General features: G+C 52.6%; 20 protein-coding genes. 7 read left to right on the top strand and 13 right to left on the bottom strand.

Annotated elements, in window-relative coordinates; all coding sequences use genetic code 11:
• Window positions 1–18 precede the first annotated feature (18 nt).
• A complete protein-coding gene (locus ACO0LK_RS12020) occupies window positions 19–351 on the bottom strand; it encodes a hypothetical protein (RefSeq protein ID WP_422975325.1) in 333 nt (110 codons plus the stop codon).
• 266 nt (window positions 352–617) lie between these two features.
• Window positions 618–1520 carry a LysR family transcriptional regulator gene (locus tag ACO0LK_RS12015; RefSeq protein ID WP_422975323.1) on the bottom strand — a complete coding sequence of 301 codons (903 nt, stop codon included), beginning with the start codon at window positions 1518–1520 and terminating at the stop codon, window positions 618–620.
• A 122-nt stretch (window positions 1521–1642) separates the two neighbouring features.
• Here ACO0LK_RS12015 and ACO0LK_RS12010 point away from each other — a divergent pair, with 122 nt between their 5' ends.
• The 5 genes from ACO0LK_RS12010 (at window position 1643) to ACO0LK_RS11990 (ending at window position 5184) form a co-directional block, all read left to right on the top strand.
• Window positions 1643–2299: a DsbA family protein gene (locus tag ACO0LK_RS12010; RefSeq protein ID WP_422975321.1), complete on the top strand. Its 657-nt coding sequence runs from the start codon at window positions 1643–1645 to the stop codon at window positions 2297–2299.
• A 104-nt stretch (window positions 2300–2403) separates the two neighbouring features.
• Window positions 2404–2943: a peptide-methionine (S)-S-oxide reductase MsrA gene (msrA, locus tag ACO0LK_RS12005; protein WP_422975319.1), complete on the top strand. Its 540-nt coding sequence runs from the start codon at window positions 2404–2406 to the stop codon at window positions 2941–2943.
• A 14-nt stretch (window positions 2944–2957) separates the two neighbouring features.
• Window positions 2958–3398 (top strand): HIT family protein, encoded by a 441-nt coding sequence (locus ACO0LK_RS12000; protein ID WP_422975317.1) that lies wholly within the window; start codon window positions 2958–2960, stop codon window positions 3396–3398.
• Between the two features lie 229 nt (window positions 3399–3627).
• Window positions 3628–4146, top strand: a complete 519-nt coding sequence (locus tag ACO0LK_RS11995; protein ID WP_422975315.1) for a lysozyme — start codon at window positions 3628–3630, stop codon at window positions 4144–4146.
• Window positions 4147–4158: 12 nt separating this feature from the next.
• Window positions 4159–5184: a hypothetical protein gene (locus ACO0LK_RS11990; protein ID WP_422975313.1), complete on the top strand. Its 1026-nt coding sequence runs from the start codon at window positions 4159–4161 to the stop codon at window positions 5182–5184.
• A gap of 113 nt (window positions 5185–5297) precedes the next feature.
• On the opposite strand, the gene ACO0LK_RS11985 is transcribed toward ACO0LK_RS11990, so the two are convergent.
• From ACO0LK_RS11985 to ACO0LK_RS11960, 6 genes are all read right to left on the bottom strand, one after another.
• Window positions 5298–5894, bottom strand: a complete 597-nt coding sequence (locus ACO0LK_RS11985; protein WP_422975311.1) for a hypothetical protein — start codon at window positions 5892–5894, stop codon at window positions 5298–5300.
• 44 nt (window positions 5895–5938) lie between these two features.
• On the bottom strand, window positions 5939–6481 hold the full coding sequence (locus tag ACO0LK_RS11980) for a dual specificity protein phosphatase family protein (RefSeq protein WP_422975309.1): 543 nt from the start codon (window positions 6479–6481) through the stop codon (window positions 5939–5941).
• A gap of 40 nt (window positions 6482–6521) precedes the next feature.
• A complete protein-coding gene (locus ACO0LK_RS11975) occupies window positions 6522–7010 on the bottom strand; it encodes a hypothetical protein (RefSeq protein WP_422975307.1) in 489 nt (162 codons plus the stop codon).
• An 11-nt stretch (window positions 7011–7021) separates the two neighbouring features.
• Window positions 7022–8152: an MGDG synthase family glycosyltransferase gene (locus ACO0LK_RS11970; RefSeq protein WP_422975305.1), complete on the bottom strand. Its 1131-nt coding sequence runs from the start codon at window positions 8150–8152 to the stop codon at window positions 7022–7024.
• A gap of 87 nt (window positions 8153–8239) precedes the next feature.
• Window positions 8240–8893, bottom strand: coding sequence for a pyridoxamine 5'-phosphate oxidase (gene pdxH / locus ACO0LK_RS11965; RefSeq protein ID WP_422975303.1), 654 nt, complete (start codon window positions 8891–8893; stop codon window positions 8240–8242).
• A 24-nt stretch (window positions 8894–8917) separates the two neighbouring features.
• On the bottom strand, window positions 8918–9460 hold the full coding sequence (locus tag ACO0LK_RS11960; protein WP_422975301.1) for a hemerythrin domain-containing protein: 543 nt from the start codon (window positions 9458–9460) through the stop codon (window positions 8918–8920).
• A 260-nt stretch (window positions 9461–9720) separates the two neighbouring features.
• Between ACO0LK_RS11960 and tcdA the strand changes: the two genes are divergently transcribed.
• Complete coding sequence (tcdA, locus tag ACO0LK_RS11955; RefSeq protein ID WP_422975299.1) at window positions 9721–10524, top strand: tRNA cyclic N6-threonylcarbamoyladenosine(37) synthase TcdA; 804 nt, start codon at window positions 9721–9723, stop codon at window positions 10522–10524.
• Window positions 10525–10746: 222 nt separating this feature from the next.
• Here tcdA and ACO0LK_RS11950 read toward each other — a convergent pair whose 3' ends face one another.
• The 4 genes from ACO0LK_RS11950 to ACO0LK_RS11935 all read right to left on the bottom strand — a co-directional run bounded on the left by ACO0LK_RS11950 (window position 10747) and on the right by ACO0LK_RS11935 (window position 16881).
• Window positions 10747–11349 carry an energy transducer TonB gene (locus ACO0LK_RS11950; RefSeq protein WP_422975297.1) on the bottom strand — a complete coding sequence of 201 codons (603 nt, stop codon included), beginning with the start codon at window positions 11347–11349 and terminating at the stop codon, window positions 10747–10749.
• 596 nt (window positions 11350–11945) lie between these two features.
• Complete coding sequence (locus ACO0LK_RS11945; protein WP_422975296.1) at window positions 11946–12986, bottom strand: GMP reductase; 1041 nt, start codon at window positions 12984–12986, stop codon at window positions 11946–11948.
• Between the two features lie 178 nt (window positions 12987–13164).
• Window positions 13165–14085, bottom strand: a complete 921-nt coding sequence (locus tag ACO0LK_RS11940; protein ID WP_422975294.1) for a metallophosphoesterase family protein — start codon at window positions 14083–14085, stop codon at window positions 13165–13167.
• Between the two features lie 147 nt (window positions 14086–14232).
• Window positions 14233–16881: a heavy metal translocating P-type ATPase gene (locus tag ACO0LK_RS11935; protein WP_422975292.1), complete on the bottom strand. Its 2649-nt coding sequence runs from the start codon at window positions 16879–16881 to the stop codon at window positions 14233–14235.
• An 82-nt stretch (window positions 16882–16963) separates the two neighbouring features.
• Between ACO0LK_RS11935 and ACO0LK_RS11930 the strand changes: the two genes are divergently transcribed.
• Entirely contained in the window at window positions 16964–17416 is a 453-nt protein-coding gene (locus tag ACO0LK_RS11930) for a MerR family transcriptional regulator (RefSeq protein WP_422975290.1), read from the top strand.
• Between the two features lie 4 nt (window positions 17417–17420).
• On the opposite strand, the gene ACO0LK_RS11925 is transcribed toward ACO0LK_RS11930, so the two are convergent.
• On the bottom strand, window positions 17421–19055 hold the full coding sequence (locus ACO0LK_RS11925; protein ID WP_422975288.1) for a DUF3369 domain-containing protein: 1635 nt from the start codon (window positions 19053–19055) through the stop codon (window positions 17421–17423).
• Between the last annotated feature and the right edge of the window lie 113 nt (window positions 19056–19168).

The raw sequence follows: 19168 nt of genomic DNA, 5'->3' as shown, positions 1-19168 counted from the left end.
GATGATATAAAAGATTGCTCAGTGCAGACGCTTTTTGTCGTAGCGATACTCCACGATTTGCTGATGCAATGCTTCGCGGTCGTCCTGATTGGCGTGCAGCAGGCGGGTGACGGCTTTTCTTTGTACCCGGAAGTAACGACGGCGGTTTTGGCGCATGTCCAGCGTGCGCCAGCCTTTTTCGGTCAGCCAGTCCCATTGCTCATAGTCGATGGGAACGATTAATTGCATTTTCAGGCGCTTGAGCACAATGGTGCTGCCAAACGCAGGTTTCGGGCCAGCCGGTATGATCGCCCGCTGGTTGCGTACCCTGAAAATATTTCTGAGACTGTTTTTGATGACGTCGATTAGCATGGCATTTAATTCAATAACAGAAAAGTAATCAATGCTGCGCAAGCAGCAACCCTGGAATAAAACCCGTGCTTCATGATTTGCACATTGATGTACTTTTTCAGGAGCAAGTACGAGGAATCTTTGCTAAAAAGCAAGAAAATCGGGTTCGATATTCTATGCGTATATTAAGTTTAACTATATAAATAGTTGTGTAATTTTTTGTAAGCAAATGGCATTGAAGTTACATTTTCGGTATGGATGCTGATTCGTGGTGGATCAAGCCTGGTTCAGGTCGTGCTGGGTGTCAAAAAATCTCCCAGAGCCTCAATGGCAGCTTGTACCTTTTGCGGTTGCAGGGCACGTTTCAGCGTGACGGCATACACCCCGGCCAGCGGCAGTGTCCAGTCTTTCAGCACGGCAATCAGCCTGCCATCACGCAGGGCGTTAGCGGCTGCATAACTAGGCAAACGGGCCAGGCCAAAGCCGCTGATCGCCATTTCTGAAGACAGTCGCACACTGTCCGTCATGGCTGCCGCAGGCAGGCTGACTTTGACAGTATGCTCTGCTGCGTTTTTCAGGTTCAGGGTGCAAGGATCATTCAATCTTGTCATACCGATCATGTGATGTTGCGATAAATCTTCCGGTGTCTGTGGAATGCCCCGTTTCTGTAGATAGGATGGGGCTGCCACCAGCACCTCGTGTAGGTCTGCCAGTTTGCGTGCCACCAATGAAGAATCACGCATCCAGCCGGAGCGTATCGACAAATCTATCTGCTGTGCTGCCATATCGACGATATTGTCAGCTACCTGTATATCCAGCAAAAGTTTGGGGTGTTTCAGCGTCAGCGGTGTCAGCGCCGGCAGCAGAATATTGTCGGCAACATCGGAGGCCGCAGAAATGCGCAGCCTGCCAGCGATTTCGCCCGAGCTTTCTGCGATCAGGTTTTGCGCGGCTTCAGCAGATGCCAGCATGTCTGTGCAGCGGCTATAAAAATCTTGCCCAAGTTCGGTCAGCGACAGGCGACGGGTGGTCCGGTGCAGCAGGCGTACGCCTAATTCATCTTCCAGTTGAGAAACTGCGGTGCTAAGTACCGAAGTGGCAAGATTCATCGCCCTGGCAGCGGCTGAGAATGAACCGTGGCGTACTACCTGCGCAAACAGGGCCATGCGGCGCAGTTGATCAAAATGCATTATGCGAAGAATTCATTGTGATTGTTCTGTTTTTAAGAAAGATGATTTTTATCATACCCGCTTTTTCTTACATCTGGTAATGTATACAATAGCAACAACATTCAAACTGAGAGGACGTCGGCATGGAAGCCAGATTACATATCGTGTTTGACCCACTTTGTGGCTGGTGTTATGCCGCCAGCCCTTTCCTGCGGCAGTCGCAAACACATTTTGCTGAGCGCCTGACGATGGTGCTTCATCCCGGCTTGCTGTTTCCCGAAATCAATGTCATTCCTGCCGCCTATCGCGAGCATATTATTTCTGCCGATCAACATATCGCCAAACTTTCGGGCGTGCTGTTTGGTTCTGCTTACCTGAACAAGGTAAAAACCACTGCCTCGCTCAGTTATTATTCCGTGCCGGCAGCCACTGCCGTAAGCGGTGTGGCTGCCCTTGCTGCTGTGGGCGAAATCGCCGCGGATGCCGGACTCAGCATGCTGGAAAAAATCCAGCATGCCCATTATGTCGATGCCGCAGATGTCAGTGACCTGTGGCTGCTCAGTCAACTGGCAGCCGGGCTCGATGTCACGGCAGAGATGTTCAAGGATTGCTATGCCAAGGCGCAGGCAGATTTGCCGGGACAGACCAGGCTGGCTCATCAGCTATTGCGCCAGGTGGGCGCGCAAGGTTTCCCTACATTTATCCTTGAAGCCAATGGACAATTCCTGCGGCTTGATCACAGTGCAGCCTACCAGGATGGCAGACTTTTCATTGAGCAGATAGAACAGGCGCTTGCCTGAGTGGGATCAAAGCGAATCATTCCCTGATAATGGCGGGCAGACTTCCTGTAATTGTAAGAAAATGCTCCCCATGACGACTAATGAGTCTTGACAGGGAGAATGTAATGAACACGACATCAACTGAATTTGCCACATTGGGCGGCGGCTGTTTCTGGTGTACCGAGGCGGTATTCCAGCAAATCCGTGGTGTATCGAAAGTGGAATCCGGCTACGCTGGCGGTAGTGTGCACCAGCCCAGCTATGAACAGATATGCACCGGCAGGACTGGCCACGCCGAAGTTGTGCGCCTGACTTTTGACCCGGCAGTTGTCAGCTACCATGATTTGCTACAGATATTCTTTACCATTCATGACCCGACGACGCTGAATCGCCAGGGCAATGATGCGGGTACGCAATATCGTTCAGTCATTTTCTTTCATGATGAACAGCAACAGGCAACCGCCAGACAGGTGGTGGCAGACATGGCTAAAGTCTGGGATGACCCCATCGTCACTGAAATCAGCCCGGCCCCCGTGTTTTATCTGGCAGAAGCTTATCACCAGAATTATTATCGCCAGAACCCGCAGCAAGGTTATTGCTCTTTCGTCGTGGCACCGAAAGTGGCAAAGGCGAGGAAACTGTTTGCCAGCAAGCTGATTGCCTGAAAACAAATATGCCCATGCCCACGATATTTGAAAGACTGATGTCGGGCGACTTGCCCTGCGCCATCGTCTATGAAGATGAACTGGTGTTTGCCTTCATGGATGCAGGGCAGGTCAACCCTGGGCATGTACTGGTTGCCACGCGTCAGCCCTACCAGACATTGATGGATGCTGACGAAGCATCTGCCATGGCCATGATGCGTGCCGCCCGTTATATCGCTAGGGCGGTACAGGATGTGTATCAACCTGAAGGCATTACCGTCTTGCAGGCCAACCGCGAAGCTGGCTGGCAAACCGTGCCACATCTGCACCTGCATGTATTACCCAGGTATCTGGGCGATGGGGTAGATCTGACCTCGCCGCGCAAGGAACCCGGGCTGGAAGTTTTATACCGTTACGCAGAAAAAATCAAAAACAGCGATTTCTTGCAGCCACTGACCGCAACGGCGCAGCGCTGAAACCAGGCATGATACCTGCCCGCCACGGGTTTGCCTTGCCACACGAGCATGCATTTGAGTATCAATACAGACAACTTAAAAAATTGTCATACTTGTTTGTTTATTTGATATGATTCTCCCAGCCTGTGCATAGGTGCTGAATGCTGTTGGTGATTGCTGATCCATAATCAGGTTCACTCTGCTTTTCATCCTTGCATGGCTTACCCATGCCAATAACAGGGAGAAGAAAATGGCGCTTCGTGAAGTGAATCAGGCAACGGTTAATCTGGTCAAGCAGTTTGAAGGCATACCAGACGGCAATCCAGCCACCAGCAATATCGACCCCTATCTTGACCCCGTCAATATCTGGACCATAGGCTGGGGCCATGCCATCACCTATCAGGGGCGCTTTATGAAAGGGCAGGCAGATAGCCTGCAAGTGAAAGCCTTATATCCGGATGGCATTACCCTGGCGCAAGCCACTGCCCTGTTGCAGACCGATTTGATGAGTGCAGGTCGTGACGTGCTATCGGTGGTGACGGTGGCCCTGAACGACAATGAATATGGCGCGCTGACCAGTTTTACTTTTAACCTGGGTATAGGCAACCTGAGAAGTTCCACACTTCTGAAAAAACTCAATGCGAATGACAGGGCAGGGGCCGCTGACCAGTTTGGTCGCTGGAGCATGGCCGGTGGCAAGACATTGCCGGGACTGGTCACACGTCGCGCCGCGGAACGTGCTTTGTTTGTATTGCCAGTAACCAACTGAAGAGAGAACAAGATGCCGCTCCTGTTAAAAAAAATACTGATTTGTACGCTGGTCCTGTGCGCTGGTCTGGTACAGGCAAATGAGGTCGTCAAACCTGGTGGGCCGATAGAAATTGAACTGAGTGGTGATTTCGAAATTCCGGCCCCCGGCGTCTGTGCCACCCTGGCAAATGACCAGTACGATCTGGTTGAACTGCGTATCAATGGCATACTCAGTCAACGAAAACTGAAAGACTGCAATCCTGATCCTGCCATGAACAAGCTGGTCTTTCATTTGCCGCAGGCAGATACAGGCAATTCGGCGCTGGAACGTGAATCCCTGATGGGTTCTCCCTGGCAGGAAATGCGACACAATTACCATCGGGACTTGCCGTTCAACGTCAGCTTCAAAAATGGTGGCAGTACCAGTATTCTGGCAAGCGGAATCTTGCGTTTCCAGGTATTGAAGCCGATTTGTGTTTTATTCGGTTTCGGGTTTATCGCTATTGTGGGCTATGCCCTGTTCCGGCTGGGGCGCGACTCTGGCTTGCTGCGTGACAGCTCCTCGGCAGCGGTCGGTGAACGTACTTTCAGCCTGGCACGCGTACAAATGGCGTGGTGGTTCTTCATTGTGCTGGTATCGTATATCTGGCTGTGGATCGTGGCTGAAGGCATTCCTACCATTTCACCCCAGGCTCTGGGTTTGCTTGGCATAGGCAGCGCTACTTACCTGACGGCAGCTGGTGTGGATGTCAGCAAGCAAAACCAGTTTGGTGAAAGCAAAGGCTTTTTCAAGGATATCCTTAGTGATAGCCAGGGTCTGACCTTGCATCGTTTCCAGATGCTGGTATTCAATGTCCTGATTGGCGTGTTGTTCCTGGTCTACGTGATACAGCACTTCGATATGCCCTTGTTTGATGGCAATATCCTGACATTGCTGGGGATGAGTGCAGGTACTTATGCAGGCTTCAAAATCCCTGAGCAACAGGGCAAGGCTGCGCCGGATGGCGCCAAGGCCGCGTCCGATGATCCCAAGGCTGGCTATACCCCGGAGACTTAAGCTCAGAAAATACGCAGCAGATGTCAAAACGGGGAACCCTGGGTTCCCCGTTTTTTTATTGCAGGAAGAGGAAGCGGAGGAAAAACAGGAGTAACAGGAGTGGGAGATAACGATCAGCGCAGCTTGTTTCGCAATGCATCCATCATCTTCGGTATGCTGTCCTTGCTCATGCTGTCAACGATCCAGCCTAGTCCCATTGGCACCGGGCCTGGATCAGTAAAGACCTGGTATTTGACCACTGTTTTATTGGGATTGCCAGCCACTGTCGTCAAGTCCCAGTAACCGCTGGTATCGGCAATGGTTTCTTCCTGTTTCAAACCTTCCCATGGCTGTAATTTCCAGCTCAGGTAGCAAGTGGCCGGGCTGGCCTTGGGCATCATTTTCAGGCGGTATTTTTTTACTTTGCCCAGCGGCAGGTTCAGGGTGAAATCTACCAGTGCAGATTCATCGGGCTGACGCGCGACTTTGGCTTTGGCGGTATTCGGCATGAAGCTGGGATAATCTTCATATGCCTGCAATATGGCGCATACCTTGCTGACTGGTGCATTCAAGATGGTGCCTGCGGCAAAGGTTTTGCCGTTGCTGTCGGGCTTGCTCTGGTCCAGCAACTGCACTTCAGTCTCATTGAATTTGCTGACATCCAGTTGGGCCGCTTCCGCCTGTGTACCTGCCAGCAGGCAGGCGATGAATACATGTCTTGTGATCTTCATGGTTGATGTCAAAGTTGATGTCATGGTTGATATCACTTAGGGACTCATGGCTGAACTACAGCTTGTCGAATTTTATCGATATCCACTTTGTGCAGATAATCAGGGATGTTTTTCCACAGGCTATGGTAGCCATACCCACCCTTGGTCAACTCTTCCAGCGCCTGATCTTTGGTCCAGCCCTGGTTTAGTATGCGGTACATGGCGGTCACCAGCCCGGTGCGGTCAGCACCATGCATGCAGTGCAATAGTACCGGGCCATCTTTTTCTGCGGCCTGCAATGCGCGCAGGGCGGCAATCACATTCTTGTCATTGATATCCCAGGTATTGATACCTATACGTTGTAGCTTGATACCGGAATTTTTCAGTACCTTATCATCAGAGTGAAAGGACCGTAAGCTGACTACCGTCTTGATACCCAACGCCTGCAATAGTCCCAGGTCCTTGCTTTGCAATTGGGCGCTGCGATAAAACACCGGTGTCACGCGAAACAGGTTCTGTGTAGTGGCTACCGGGCTGGCCCATTCAGCAGGACGGGCATCCTCAGCGATGGCGGCGGATGCCGGCAGACTGATACTGAGCGCTGTCATGCAAGTCAGTAATAGTTGCAGCAGAGATTTTGACTCGAGTTTAAGCGTGTACTTGCGCATGTGTCTTATAAGAAAAACGATAAAGAAAAAATCCGGCAATCAGGCCCGCCCAGTAATCAACTGGAAAGCCCAGCAGCCAGTGGACATGCCATTTCACTTCCAGTGGATTAAAGCGGGCAAATCCATAGGCTGGGTTAAGGATGAACCACATAAAATCTTCGACTATCCAGAAGGTGATGATATTGGCGATGGCACGGCATTCCAGCTTCCCCGTCCATTGCTGCATCATGACAAACGGAAAATGGAAGAACAGGGCGATGAAGGGAAACACCCAGGCGTGGTAGCCCGTCATGGCGCGCCCACCCCAAAAAATATCCAGCAGCCAGTGTTTTTCTATGCGCCAGGTCGGCAAGTTGGCGGCCCAGCCTGCGCTGCCCTCTATCTGTATTTCTACCTGGGCAAAAAACACAGCCAGTACAACAGCGAAGACAAATGTCAGCACAAAGGATTTGAATGAAGATTTCATCATCTTGTCCCTGCTTATGATGCCTGGCCCAGAATCTGCTGCAAAACCTGGCTGGCGGCATGGGGTTTGCCCAATGCCCTGGCCTTGTCATGCATGTCCCTGAGTTTGTCAGGGTGCTGCAACAGATAATTGACCCGGTACGTCAGGCTGACATCATCATACGCCTTCATTGCCACACCCTGTTCCAGCAAGAAATCAGCATTGCGTTCTTCCTGCCCGGGTATCGGTGAATTGACTATCATGGGCAAACCCATGGCCAGGCATTCTGAGGTTGTCAGGCCACCCGGCTTTGTGATCACCAGATCAGAGCAAGCCATCAGGCGTTCCACCTTGTCCGTAAATCCCTGGGGCAAAAGACGGCCAGGATAGCGCTGTGCCAGTTGTTGCAAGGCGTGCAGGGCAGGAGCATTATTGCCTGCCATGACAATCAACTGGAAACGTCCTGGTAGCGACAACAGGCGTTCCGCCACCTTGTCAAGGCCACCCAGGCCAGCACCGCCACCCATCAGCATGAAGGTCTGGCATGCCGGGTCCAGTCCATATTCGCGGGCACAGACAGTCCGGTCAAGTTGCTGGGTAAAGGCGGGCATGATGGGGATGCCGGTGACATGTATCTGTGCGGCAGCGATGCCATTTGCCCGCATGCGGTCAGCGACTTCTTCGCTGGCGGCAAAATAACCTGCCATGTGTTCATGCACCCACATGCGGTGCAGATCAAAATCGGTGACCTGTACCCACACCGGGCAATGCAGTCTTTCCTTGCGCAACAGGCGCGACAGCATTTCAGCCGGCAAAAAGTGTGTGCAGATGATGACATCCGGCTGGAAATCGGCAATCGCCTGTAGCAGTGGCCGCGCATTCAGGCGCTCTATCCCACGCCGGAGTTTTTCCATGGTGCCGTCAGCCTGTGCCTCATTCGTCGCATGGTAAAGATAGCCCCACAAGGTCGGTGCCTTGTTGACCAGTTTGATATAAAAATCGGTATAGACCTTACGAAAACCGGCGGTCACAAAGTCCATCACATCAAGGTGACTGACTTCCAGTTCGTCAGACTGTTGCAATGCCGTTGCCCGTATTGCTTCGGCGGCCCGCTTATGACCGGCACCAGCGGAAACGCTTAATAACAAGATTTTTTTCTTCTGCATGGGCATCGGCGAAATGATAAAAAAACACCGAGAATACCATGCTCCGCAAGACCCCCGCCAAAATTGGGGCCTTGCAGACGGATGTTCTTAAGGTTGCAGACGCACGATACTCCAATTGTCGCTGATATCGCTGGTATTGCTGGCGTCGCGGATGTACACGATACGATCATGCAGGCGCGAGCTACGGCCTTGCCAGAACTCGATTTTCTCAGGCACAAGGCGATAGCCACCCCAATGCGCCGGTCTTGGTGGCGCATCTCCGAATTGACTTACTACTGCCGCCAGTTGCTGCTCCAGCACATCGCGGCTGGCAATAGGCTGGCTTTGTTGTGATGCATGCGCACCCTGACGGCTGCCCAGTGGGCGGCTGAAGAAATAGGCGTCGTTTTCAGCATCCGTCAATTTTTCTATGCGGCCTTCGATACGCACCTGTCTTTCCAATGCCGTCCAAAAAAACAGCAAGGCAGCATGGGGATTCTGTGCCATGTCCTGGCCCTTGGCGCTCTCGTAATTGGTGAACCAGGAAAAACCGCGCTGATCGAATTCCTTGATCAGCACTATCCGTGAGCTGGGGCGACCGTCTGCATTCACTGTAGACAAAGTCATGGCATTCGGTTCGGCCACATCGGCTTTCAGGGCCTGATCGAACCAGTTGGCAAACTGGGTAAAGGGGTTGGCACTCACATCCGACTCGGACAGGCTGGCCTGGCGGTAGTCAGTGCGTATATCAGCGATGGACATGTTTTTCCTTGGTAAATGAAAATATTAGACTTTGATACCCCGGCGTGCCTGCATGGCAGCACCCAGAGCGCTCATCTGCGCATCAGAAAACAGGCGTTTTGCCATAGGGGCAATTTGCGTTTCTTCGATCTGCATATGTTCGCCATACAGTGCGTTGAAAGCCTCTACATCAGTGGCAGAAAGGCTGGCCGGTGCATGGTCGGCGCCGGTGACGATGGCATGCAATTGTTTTTCCAGTTGCTGCCATTGCTCCGCCATGATTTCATGTTGAGCAAGAATTTTAGGTAGCAAGCCAGCCAGCAGTTCGGCATCGTCGCCAGCGGCAGTCTGTTTTAATTCTGGCAATAAGTTCAGTTCTTCATCCTCATGATGCAGGGGAGCAGCTTTGATGAAATAATTCAATACGGCCTGTGCCGCCTGTTTCGCATCCTGGTCCGAGCCATGGTCTGGCAGATGCACCAGCAGTTTGTCCAGCGTGGTCAACTGCTTGCGTATGCGGTCATGGCAATGCTTGAGAACTGCCAGGGGCTGATCAAATCCTGGTGCGCTGTCGAATAAAGTGTTCATGCTGTTGTCCATGTTGGGTGGCAAAAATGCGGCTTGTGCTTCCTGCCCTTATTATGCAATAGACACGGCACACACGCTTGCGACATATCAATAGGACTGAATGCAGGGTTGAATGCAGGGCCGATAACAGGGCTGACGCAAATACGGTGGCAGATAGTTCATTTCAGATAACAATGGCATGCAATGTAAAACAGCGACAGGCTGCTTCAAGTAAAATAGCGCCTGCTCTTACTGTCAGGCTTATTGGCCACCTCTTTACCATGCAACAAGAAACAGATATCGATTTTGACCGCCGCTTCGGTGGCATCGCCCGCCTGTATGGTGCTGCTGCGCTGGAACGTTTCAGACAGGCTCATGTCTGTGTGATCGGGGTTGGCGGGGTCGGCTCCTGGGTGGTGGAAGCGCTGGCGCGCAGTGCCATAGGTCAGATCAGCATGATTGATCTCGACAACGTTGCCGAATCGAATATCAACCGCCAGATACAGGCCAATACCGACACAATAGGCAAGGCCAAGGTGACAGCGCTGGCAGAACGCATCGCCCTGATCAATCCGTATTGCCAGGTCCACCAGGTAGAAGATTTTGTCACGCCAGATAACCTGGACGACATGCTCGGCAAGCCGGGGTTTGATTACGTGATTGATGCCATCGATAATGTGAAGGCTAAAACCGCCCTGATCGCCTATTGCCGTCAACATGCCATACCGCTCATTACCATTGGTGCAGCCGGTGGTCAGACTGACCCGGGTAAAATCGAAATCCGTGATCTGTCACGCACAGAACAAGAACCCTTGCTGGCCCTGGTGCGCAAGCGATTGCGCCAGAATCATGGTTTTCCGCGCGGTGCAAAAAGCAAATTCGGGATCGACGCCGTATTTTCCATGGAAGTGCTCAGCATGCCGGAAACGGCAGAAGCCTGTGAAGTCGGGGCTGATGTCAATGCCGGTGTGACGGGTCTTAACTGTGCCGGTTTCGGCTCATCCATCGTTGTCACTGCCTCTTTTGGGCTGATGGCCGCAGCCCAGGTCTTGCGCAAGCTGGCAACAGCCGAGCAGAATTACTGAACGCAAAATGAATAATCGCCCCGGTCAGGGGCGATTACAGTAATACGAACAGCAGACGAACAGTAGACGAACAGCAGACGAACAGCAGACGAACAGCAGACGAACAGCAGACGAACAGCAGACGAACAGCAGACGAACAGCAGACGAACAGCAGACGAACAGCAGGCAAGCTTGCAGACCTGACGCGCTATTATTTTGCGCTCATCTTGTGCGTTTCAGCACTTAATTATCCAGCTTGAAATTAAATTCCAGCATGGTAGTTTGCGGCTTGGAAATGGGGGCATATTTCCACTGTGATGCGGCCGCAATCACTTCCTTGTCAAAATGCTTGGGTGGGTTTGCTTTTACAATATCCACTTGTGACACCTTACCATCGGCATCGATATGTACACGGGCGCTCACTACACCCGAAGTAACACCGGCACGTACTGCGCCGTTAGGGTATTTGGGCTGAACGCTGGAAATGACTTTCAAGACATTGTTTTCTACTGGTGCCGGTGCTGGCGCAGCCTTCGGTGGTGCGGCCGCTGCAACAACGGGGGCCGGGATATCAACAGGTTTGGTCACCACTGGCGCTGCCACAACAGCAGGCGCCACCTTCACAGGTTCACGCGCTTTGGCGGCCAGTAATTTGGCGTCCGCAGCTGCTTTCGCGTCGGCGGCGGCTTTTGCATCTGCTGCTGCCTTCGCTTCTTTGGCATCCTTGGCTGCTTTTTCTTCTTTGGCTATCTGGGCTGGAGTCTTGTTTGACGCCATGTCCATCCACTTGGTGACATCCGCCGTGTCAGAGTGCTTTACCGGATTTTTTACCAGACCTGTAGGCATGGGCGCAGTGGAGGCCGGTGTTTCTGGTGTACTCGCAGCTGTCTCTGAAGGGCTTTTTTGACATGCCGTATTCAGCAGCACGCAAGCCAGCATACTCAAAGTCAGAACTGATAACTTCCCTCTTTTATTATGGATTACTGTTTTCATATCACTCCAGACAACGCGATTTTCTAGCTAAAGTTAAAAGAGCACTCCAGAGCACCTGCCGACCCAATTTGCTTGCAACGAACTAGTGCATGGCAATTATTTTTGCCATCTTGCAGTGCATGCTCAATTGGCCAGGTGCCGGAAAAATTTTCACTAATGTGAGCGACTATGCTGCCACGGAAGTAACCGCATGGCAATAATCAAATCACGGAAGTGATTGGAAAATGTGAAAATACAGGCATCAAAATCACAGTTTCGACCATTTCCATGCAGGAACTGTGCCAAAAACTACGTAAATTGTTTTAACTGCATAATAGGAACAAGATGATGTTCATAAAGAAATGTAAAAAAGCCAAGCTTTATTCAGCCTGGCTTCTGCATATGCATATATGAAATGTGATGCAATCAAGTGAAAATTTCAACGCAGGCGCGATTACCTGCCTGCGGCATCAAGACTTTCCGAATACTTCATTCAATTGCTGGGTGACGCGTATGAAGGTAGTGCGCTTGGTCAGCTCCTTCAATTTGTGCGCGCCTACATAGGTGCAGGCCGAACGCACACCACCCAGAATATCCTGTAGGGTGTTTTCCACCGCACCGCGATAGGGGATCAGCACTTCCTTGCCTTCTGAAGCCCGGTATTTGGCGACGCCACCCGCATATTTATCCATGGCCGCACGACTGCTCATGCCGTAAAAGCGCTTGAACTGCTGGCCATCGCGTTCCACCAGATCACCAGAGCATTCATCATGCCCCGCCAGCATGCCGCCCAGCATGATGAAGTCGGCACCAGCACCAAAAGCCTTGGCCAGGTCACCTGGTACGACACAGCCGCCATCGGCACAAATCTGTCCGCCCAGGCCATGTGCTGCATCAGCGCATTCTATGACAGCAGACAATTGCGGATAACCGACACCCGTCATCTTGCGCGTGGTGCAGACCGAGCCAGGTCCTATACCCACCTTGACGATATCGGCGCCAGCCAGTATCAGTTCTTCGGTAATATCACCGGTCACCACATTACCAGCCATGATGGTCAGGTGTGGGTAGGTGGTGCGGACTTTTTTCACGAAATTGATAAAGCCTTCCGTGTAGCCATTCGCCACATCGATGCAGACATATTCGATGGCATTGCGTGCCCGTGCCATGACAGCCGAAAATTTTTCAAAGTCGGATTGCGTGATGCCCATGGAATAAAAGGCCGTGGATTTCTTTTGCAACGCAGAAAAATAATTTACCAGTGCGTCTTCATCGTAGTGCTTGTGCAGCGCTACCGATAACTGGTGCTGTTCCAGTGCCGCTGCCATTTCCATGGTGCCGGTGGAATCCATGTTTGCTGCAATGATGGGGATGCCGTGATAAGTCTTGCGTGAATGATGGAATATGAATTCGCGTTCCAGATTGACCTGGGAACGGGAGGTAAGGGTGGAACGTTTAGGACGTATCAACACATCCTTGAAATCCAGCCTGAGTGTTTCTTCTATATGCATGACGACCCCTGTATGCGCTTGGCGGACGCGGGAAACGACGACTTGTCGCAGTCATGCAATCAAGTCGTTGAGCCGTACTTGAGTATAGTTCAAAAATTTTCTTTAGCCTGATCCGATTCGTAAATGAGGCTTATCACACAAGACGTATACCAAAACCTGCGAATAGCACTCACCAGGCCTAATGACAGCTACCCTTACCCTTGTCGGTGAAACTCTGTCCTGGTACTGGCAAAAATTCCCATTCGTAAGACTTGTCATGCAGGCTAAGCTTCAGTACCCCATGGGTGGAATTGTCACGGATTTCCGTTGACCCCTTGGGTAAAAACATGGGCGTCAGTTTGGCACCGCCAGTGCCGACCACAAAGCTGCGTATGCCTTGCTTGTCGTCGCGGTCGCCATTGGCGTCCAGAGGGGCGAAGCGTTCGTAATCATGGTCATGCGAAGTCAGTACGATGTCGGCTTTGGCTTCGGCAAGCATTTTCCAGGCAGCTTGCATATTTTCATTATTGCCGTGCCCGCCCGAACTGTAGACAGGATGATGCCAGAACGCCAGCGTGCAGCTTTGTTTGTTGTTGGCCAGTTCTTCTTTCAGCCAACTCAGTTGTGCCTGCATCTGCGGTTGGTCCAGATTGCTGTTGAGCGACAGGATCTGCCATTTACCCAGTCGCGTTGCATAATAGCCGCGTCGATCCGGCCCGGCCAGGTCACCGAAATAATTGTAATAGCCCAAAGCCTTGGGCATGCCGTAATCATGGTTGCCGGGTGAAGGCAGAGTCTTGTCCTTGAAGCGGCCCCAGGTCGGGTCATAACATTTGGTGAATTCACTGGGGTTGCCGACAGGGTAAGTGTTATCACCCAGGGTGATGGCTCTGGCAGTCTTATCCTTATCCAGCCCGGCAGCGATTAGCTCTGCCGTCCTGGCCGCCATGCTTTCTTCAGCAGGTTTTTTTCTGCAATCAGCAATATCGCCGGCCACATACACTGTCACGCTGACAGGCTTTGCCAGCGGCTTTTTGCCAGATTGCTTCACATTGTCGGTGGCGTGGGCAGAACAGAAGAGCAGGGTAGAGATACAAAAAGCCAGGATGGAAAGACGCATGAATTTTTCTTGTTAGGTAGGCAATAGCAGGAACAGGCGCGTATTTTACCTGTTCCTGCGGCAAGGCTTAATTTGTTGCATGAAATTTGTCGCATGAAAATAGCGACATGATTCCTGTACTGCCTCCAGATATCCCCCTGAACCTGTTTACAGTTTTGCCTTTCGCAAACGCAGCGCATTGCTGATCACCGATACCGAGCTCAGGCTCATCGCCGCACTGGCGATCATGGGGCTGAGCAAAATGCCGAACCAGGGATACAAAAGTCCGGCCGCTACGGGCACACCGACAAAATTATAGGCAAAGGCAAAGAACAGGTTTTGCCGTATATTTTTCATAGCTTGCTGGCTCAATGAACGCGCTTTGACGATGCCGCGTAAATCGCCTTTTACCAGCACCACATGGGCGCTATGCATGGCCACATCGGTGCCGCTACCCATGGCAATGCCGACATCAGCCTGGGCCAGTGCCGGGGCATCATTGATGCCGTCGCCAGCCATGGCAACCACGCGACCCTGGGCCTGAAGTTCCTGAACGATGCGGAACTTGTCAGCAGGCAGCAGGTCGGCCCGCACATCATCCAGCCCCAGTTGTTTGGCTACCGCCTGTGCCGAGATGGCATTGTCACCCGTCAGTACGATCACATGCATGCCCTGTTGCTGCAATTGTGCGATGGCTTCCTTGCTGTTGGTCTTGATCTTGTCGGCCACACTCAGCAAGGCCACGACTTTTTGATCAACTGCCATCAGCATTACGGTATGGCCCAGTGCCTGCCATGTCGCGACTTGTGGTTCAAATTCCTGCATTGCTATTGCATGTTCTTTCAGCAGTGCCGGATTACCCAGTAATACTGCTTTGCCATCTACAGTGGCACTGACTCCCTTGCCGGTAATGGAAGTGAAATCGCTGATGCTGACTGCTTTACTGCCATGTGCTTCAGCATAGCTGACGATGGCATGTGCGACCGGATGTTCACTGCGCTGTTCCAGCGTCATTGCCAGCGCCAGTAAACCGGCCTCAGAATCGCCTGCATTGACTCTGAAGTTTTGCACAGTAGGTTTGCCCTCGGTCAGCGTGCCGGTTTTGTCTATTACCAGGGTGTCGATTTTTTCCAGCCTTTCCAGCGCTTCAGCATCCTTGATCAGTACCCCGTCATGCGCGCCGCGACCTATGCCTACGGTGACTGATATCGGCGTTGCCAGCCCCAGTGCGCAAGGGCAGGCAATGATCAATACCGATACGGCGGCCATCAAGCCGTTGGCAAGGGCTGGCGTTGGACCCCAAACAGCCCAGCCAGCAAAGGCCAGCACGGCAACGGCAATCACACCCGGCACAAACCAGCCCGATACCTGGTCTGCCAGTTTCTGTATCGGTGCGCGCGACCGTCCGGCCTGGTTGACCAGATCGATAATGCTGGCCAGCAAAGTGTCCTTGCCTATGCGCTGCGCCTGCATGCTGAAACTGCCTTGCTGGTTGATGGTGCCGGCGCTGAGCTTGTCTCCGACTTGTTTGCCGACTGGCAGCGGTTCTCCGGTCAGCATGGCTTCATCGACATTGCTATGACCATCCAGCAATACCCCATCAACCGGGATATGCGCGCCCGGTTTGACGCGCAAACGGTCGCCGACCAATACCTGATCCAGCGAGATTTCAGCCTCGCTGCCATCATCAGCAATCCGTATTGCTGTCGCCGGTGTCAGGCCCAGCAATGCCTTGATGGCCGCATTGGTTTGCGAACGCGCACGTAACTCAAGTACCTGACCCAGCAAGACCAGGCAAATGATTACCGCAGCGGCCTCAAAATACAGCGGTGCCATGCCATCCATCTTGAAGGCGGCTGGTAACGTATCTGGCAATAATAATGCGACCAGGCTGAACAGATAAGCTGCTGCCGTACCAACACCGATCAGGCTGAACATGTTCAGATGCATGCTCTTGAAGGACGCCAGTGCTCGCTCAAAAAATGGCAGACCAGCCCACAGAACGACAGGTGTCGCCAGCAGGAACTGCAGCCAGTTGTAGACCGTCATACCTAGCAGTCCGTGAAAGGACACGCCAGGCAACATATCACCCATAGTCATGATCAGCAGTGGCACGCTCAGCACCAGACTGAACTTGAAGCGACGCCGCATATCGTCAAGTTCACTGGTGTCTTCTTCCATGCTGGCTTCTTTCGGTTCCAGTGCCATGCCGCACAGGGGGCAGGTGCCGGGGCCGACCTGTTCAATTTCCAAATGCATGGGACAGGTGAAAATCGCATCCTTCGCCACTACCTTGGGCGCAGGGCGTTTGGCCGGATCCAGCCAGGCAGCAGGGTCTTTGCGGAATTTCTCCAGGCAAGAATTACAGCAAAAATAATAGCTTTGGCCTTCATGCACCAACTGGTGCTTGCTGTCAGCATTTACGCGCATACCGCACACTGGGTCTTTGTGTTCGCCCTGGGCGTCACTTTGCATAGCATCGCCTGCACCGGCACCAACACCGCAGCAGGATGCTGCTTCTTTGGCGCTTGCCGACGCAACGGCAGTGCCTGTTACCGTACCTACGCTACCCAGCCCTATGATTTTTTTTGCCTTGACATAGTTTTCCGGAGCCGCGTTGAACTTGCTGACGCAGGACTTGCTACAGAAGTAGTAGGCAATGCCCTGGAAATAAGCCGTTTTCTCCGGATTCTTGCTGACCTGCATGCCGCACACCGGGTCCGTATATTTCTTTTCCTCTACCGGCTCTGGCTGTGCGTCATGCTTGTGTCCACAGCAACTGTCGCCGTGCTGATGATCGTGATGATCTTGCGTCATTTCCAGTCCTCCACTACATAATTTGTTCGATTGCCTTATCATAGACTCCGTACCCAAGAACAGAGTCAAGGACTTTTCAACGATGATTGATGCAGATCATGATGCAGATCAATATACGATAGGGCAATTGGCCAAAGCGGCCGGTGTCGGTGTGGAAACCGTACGCTATTACCAGCGTCGTAATCTGTTGCCGGTGCCCGAGGTTGCCACCGGTTTCCGGACTTATCCAGCCAATCTGGCCGAACGCATACGGTTTATCAAGCGGGCGCAGGAACTGGGTTTCAGCCTGGATGAAATCGCCAATCTGCTGATGCTGGAAGATGGTAACGACAGGCAGGCGATACGCGACGTGGCGCAGGAACGGTTGACCCAGGTGCAAGCCAAACTGGCTGACCTGCATCGCATGGAAGATATGCTGACGGGCCTGATACAGCAATGTGCTTCATCGGATCAGCAAGCCCAGTGCCCCATCATACAGGCGCTGGCCAGCAGAAAACCAACTGACGGCATGGCATGCCATAGCCAGGACTTGTGAGTAATTACTCGCCGTCAGCGACCCAGTCAGGCTGTTCAGTATTGATGTAATGGATCAGGGCTTCCACCACTGCCGGATCAAACTGTGTGCCGCTGCGGGATTTGATGTATTCGATGGTGTCCTTGAGTGACCAAGGTTCCTTGTAAGGGCGGCGGTGCAGCAGGGCATCAAACACATCCACCACGGCAACAATACGGGCCGACAGCGGGATATCCGTGCCTTTCAGGTGGCGTGGATATCCCTGTCCGTCAAAATGTTCATGATGGCTGCCGGCTATCTGTGAACCGTACGTCAGGTAGCTGACGCCATCCACCATCGTGGCGGCGCGTGCCAGCACGGTTTCGCCAGCCAGCGCATGGTATTCCATGATTTTTCTTTCGCTGCTGTCGTGGCTGCCAGTCTTCAGCAAAACCGCGTCGGGCGTCGCGACCTTGCCGACATCATGCAGAATGCTGGCAATGCCCACCATCTCCATGAACTGCGGCGTCAGGTCGAACGGAAAACTGTCACGCCGTTTCAGTTCTGCCGCGATGGCATTGGTCAGCTTGCAGACGCGCTGCACATGGCCACCGGTATCGGTGTCGCGTGATTCTGCCAGGTCGGTCAGGGCCACCACCGAGGCTTCTTGGGCTTTTTGCAATTGCTCGTTCAGGTAACGATTATCAAAGGCAGCGGCAATGCGGTCGCAGAATAATTCCAGCAGGTCGCGCTGCATTTGTCCCAATGGCCATGGTGGTGTCACCAGGATGGCGAATTCATGTCCCTGCCGGGTGTGGATGAACAATACATCAACAGGATGCTGGAACTGGCTTTTCTTTTCGAAAAAGGCTTTTTCAACGATGGCTGTCCATTCGCAATCAGGTGGCAGGCGATCAAGGCCAGCCCAGTCGCTGTAACTGCCGGTGGCAGCAATGATGCTGGTGTTCAGCGACGTACTGTTACTGCCAGCCGGAATGCTGCCCGGAGTAGCGCAGGCCGAATTGCGCGACAGGCACAACACCCCGTCTGCGCCGACATCCAGAATGGCGCCGATCTGGTTCAACACGCCCGACGCAAATTCCTTCAGCGATTTCAATTCATACAGGTTGGCCGATGCCTGCAAGATACGGGTCAGGCCCACGCGGCTGCGTTCTATCGACAGCAGGCCCTCATACGCACGCAACGAGGCAATCACCGTGGTGAACAGGCGTTGCGTCGTCAGTTCGGTCTTGGTTTTATAGTCGTTGATATCGTAATCGACGATGACACTTTTTTCTGGTGCCTGGCCTGGCTGGCCGGTACGCAGCACGATGCGCACCATCTGATTCTTGAGTTCTTCGCGTATGCGTTTCACCAGACGCAGACCGGCGTCTTCGGTTTCCATCACCACGTCCAGCAATATCAGGTTGATGTCGGTTTCTCTGCTGAGTATTTCAAAGGCCTGGGCCGCACTATGGGCAGACAGAATGTCTAGATGACGTCCCTTGAAGACGATATTGTTCAGGGCAAGGCGGGTGACGGCGTGGATGTCTTCTTCGTCATCAACAATCAGCAGGCGCCAGGGTCGGTTTTCAAAAGAAGCATCAAGCTGTTCCTGCGACTTGTCATGCGTATCATCTTCGATGATCCAGTCTTCTTCTGATCCCTGTTCGTGATTCATACACTCCCCCGGTCATGGTTTGTAGCTTGCTGCAGAACCTGCTAATTTGAATCTGGGCTGAACCTGTATTGAATCTGGACCCCCGAGGCTTCGTCTGTCATATTGAAATTGCA

It is taken from the genome of Undibacterium sp. Ji49W (genome assembly GCF_049340205.1).
Lineage (GTDB): Bacteria > Pseudomonadota > Gammaproteobacteria > Burkholderiales > Burkholderiaceae_D > Undibacterium.
Note: the sequence above shows the minus strand (reverse complement) of the source record. Positions and strands in the feature narration are given on the sequence as shown.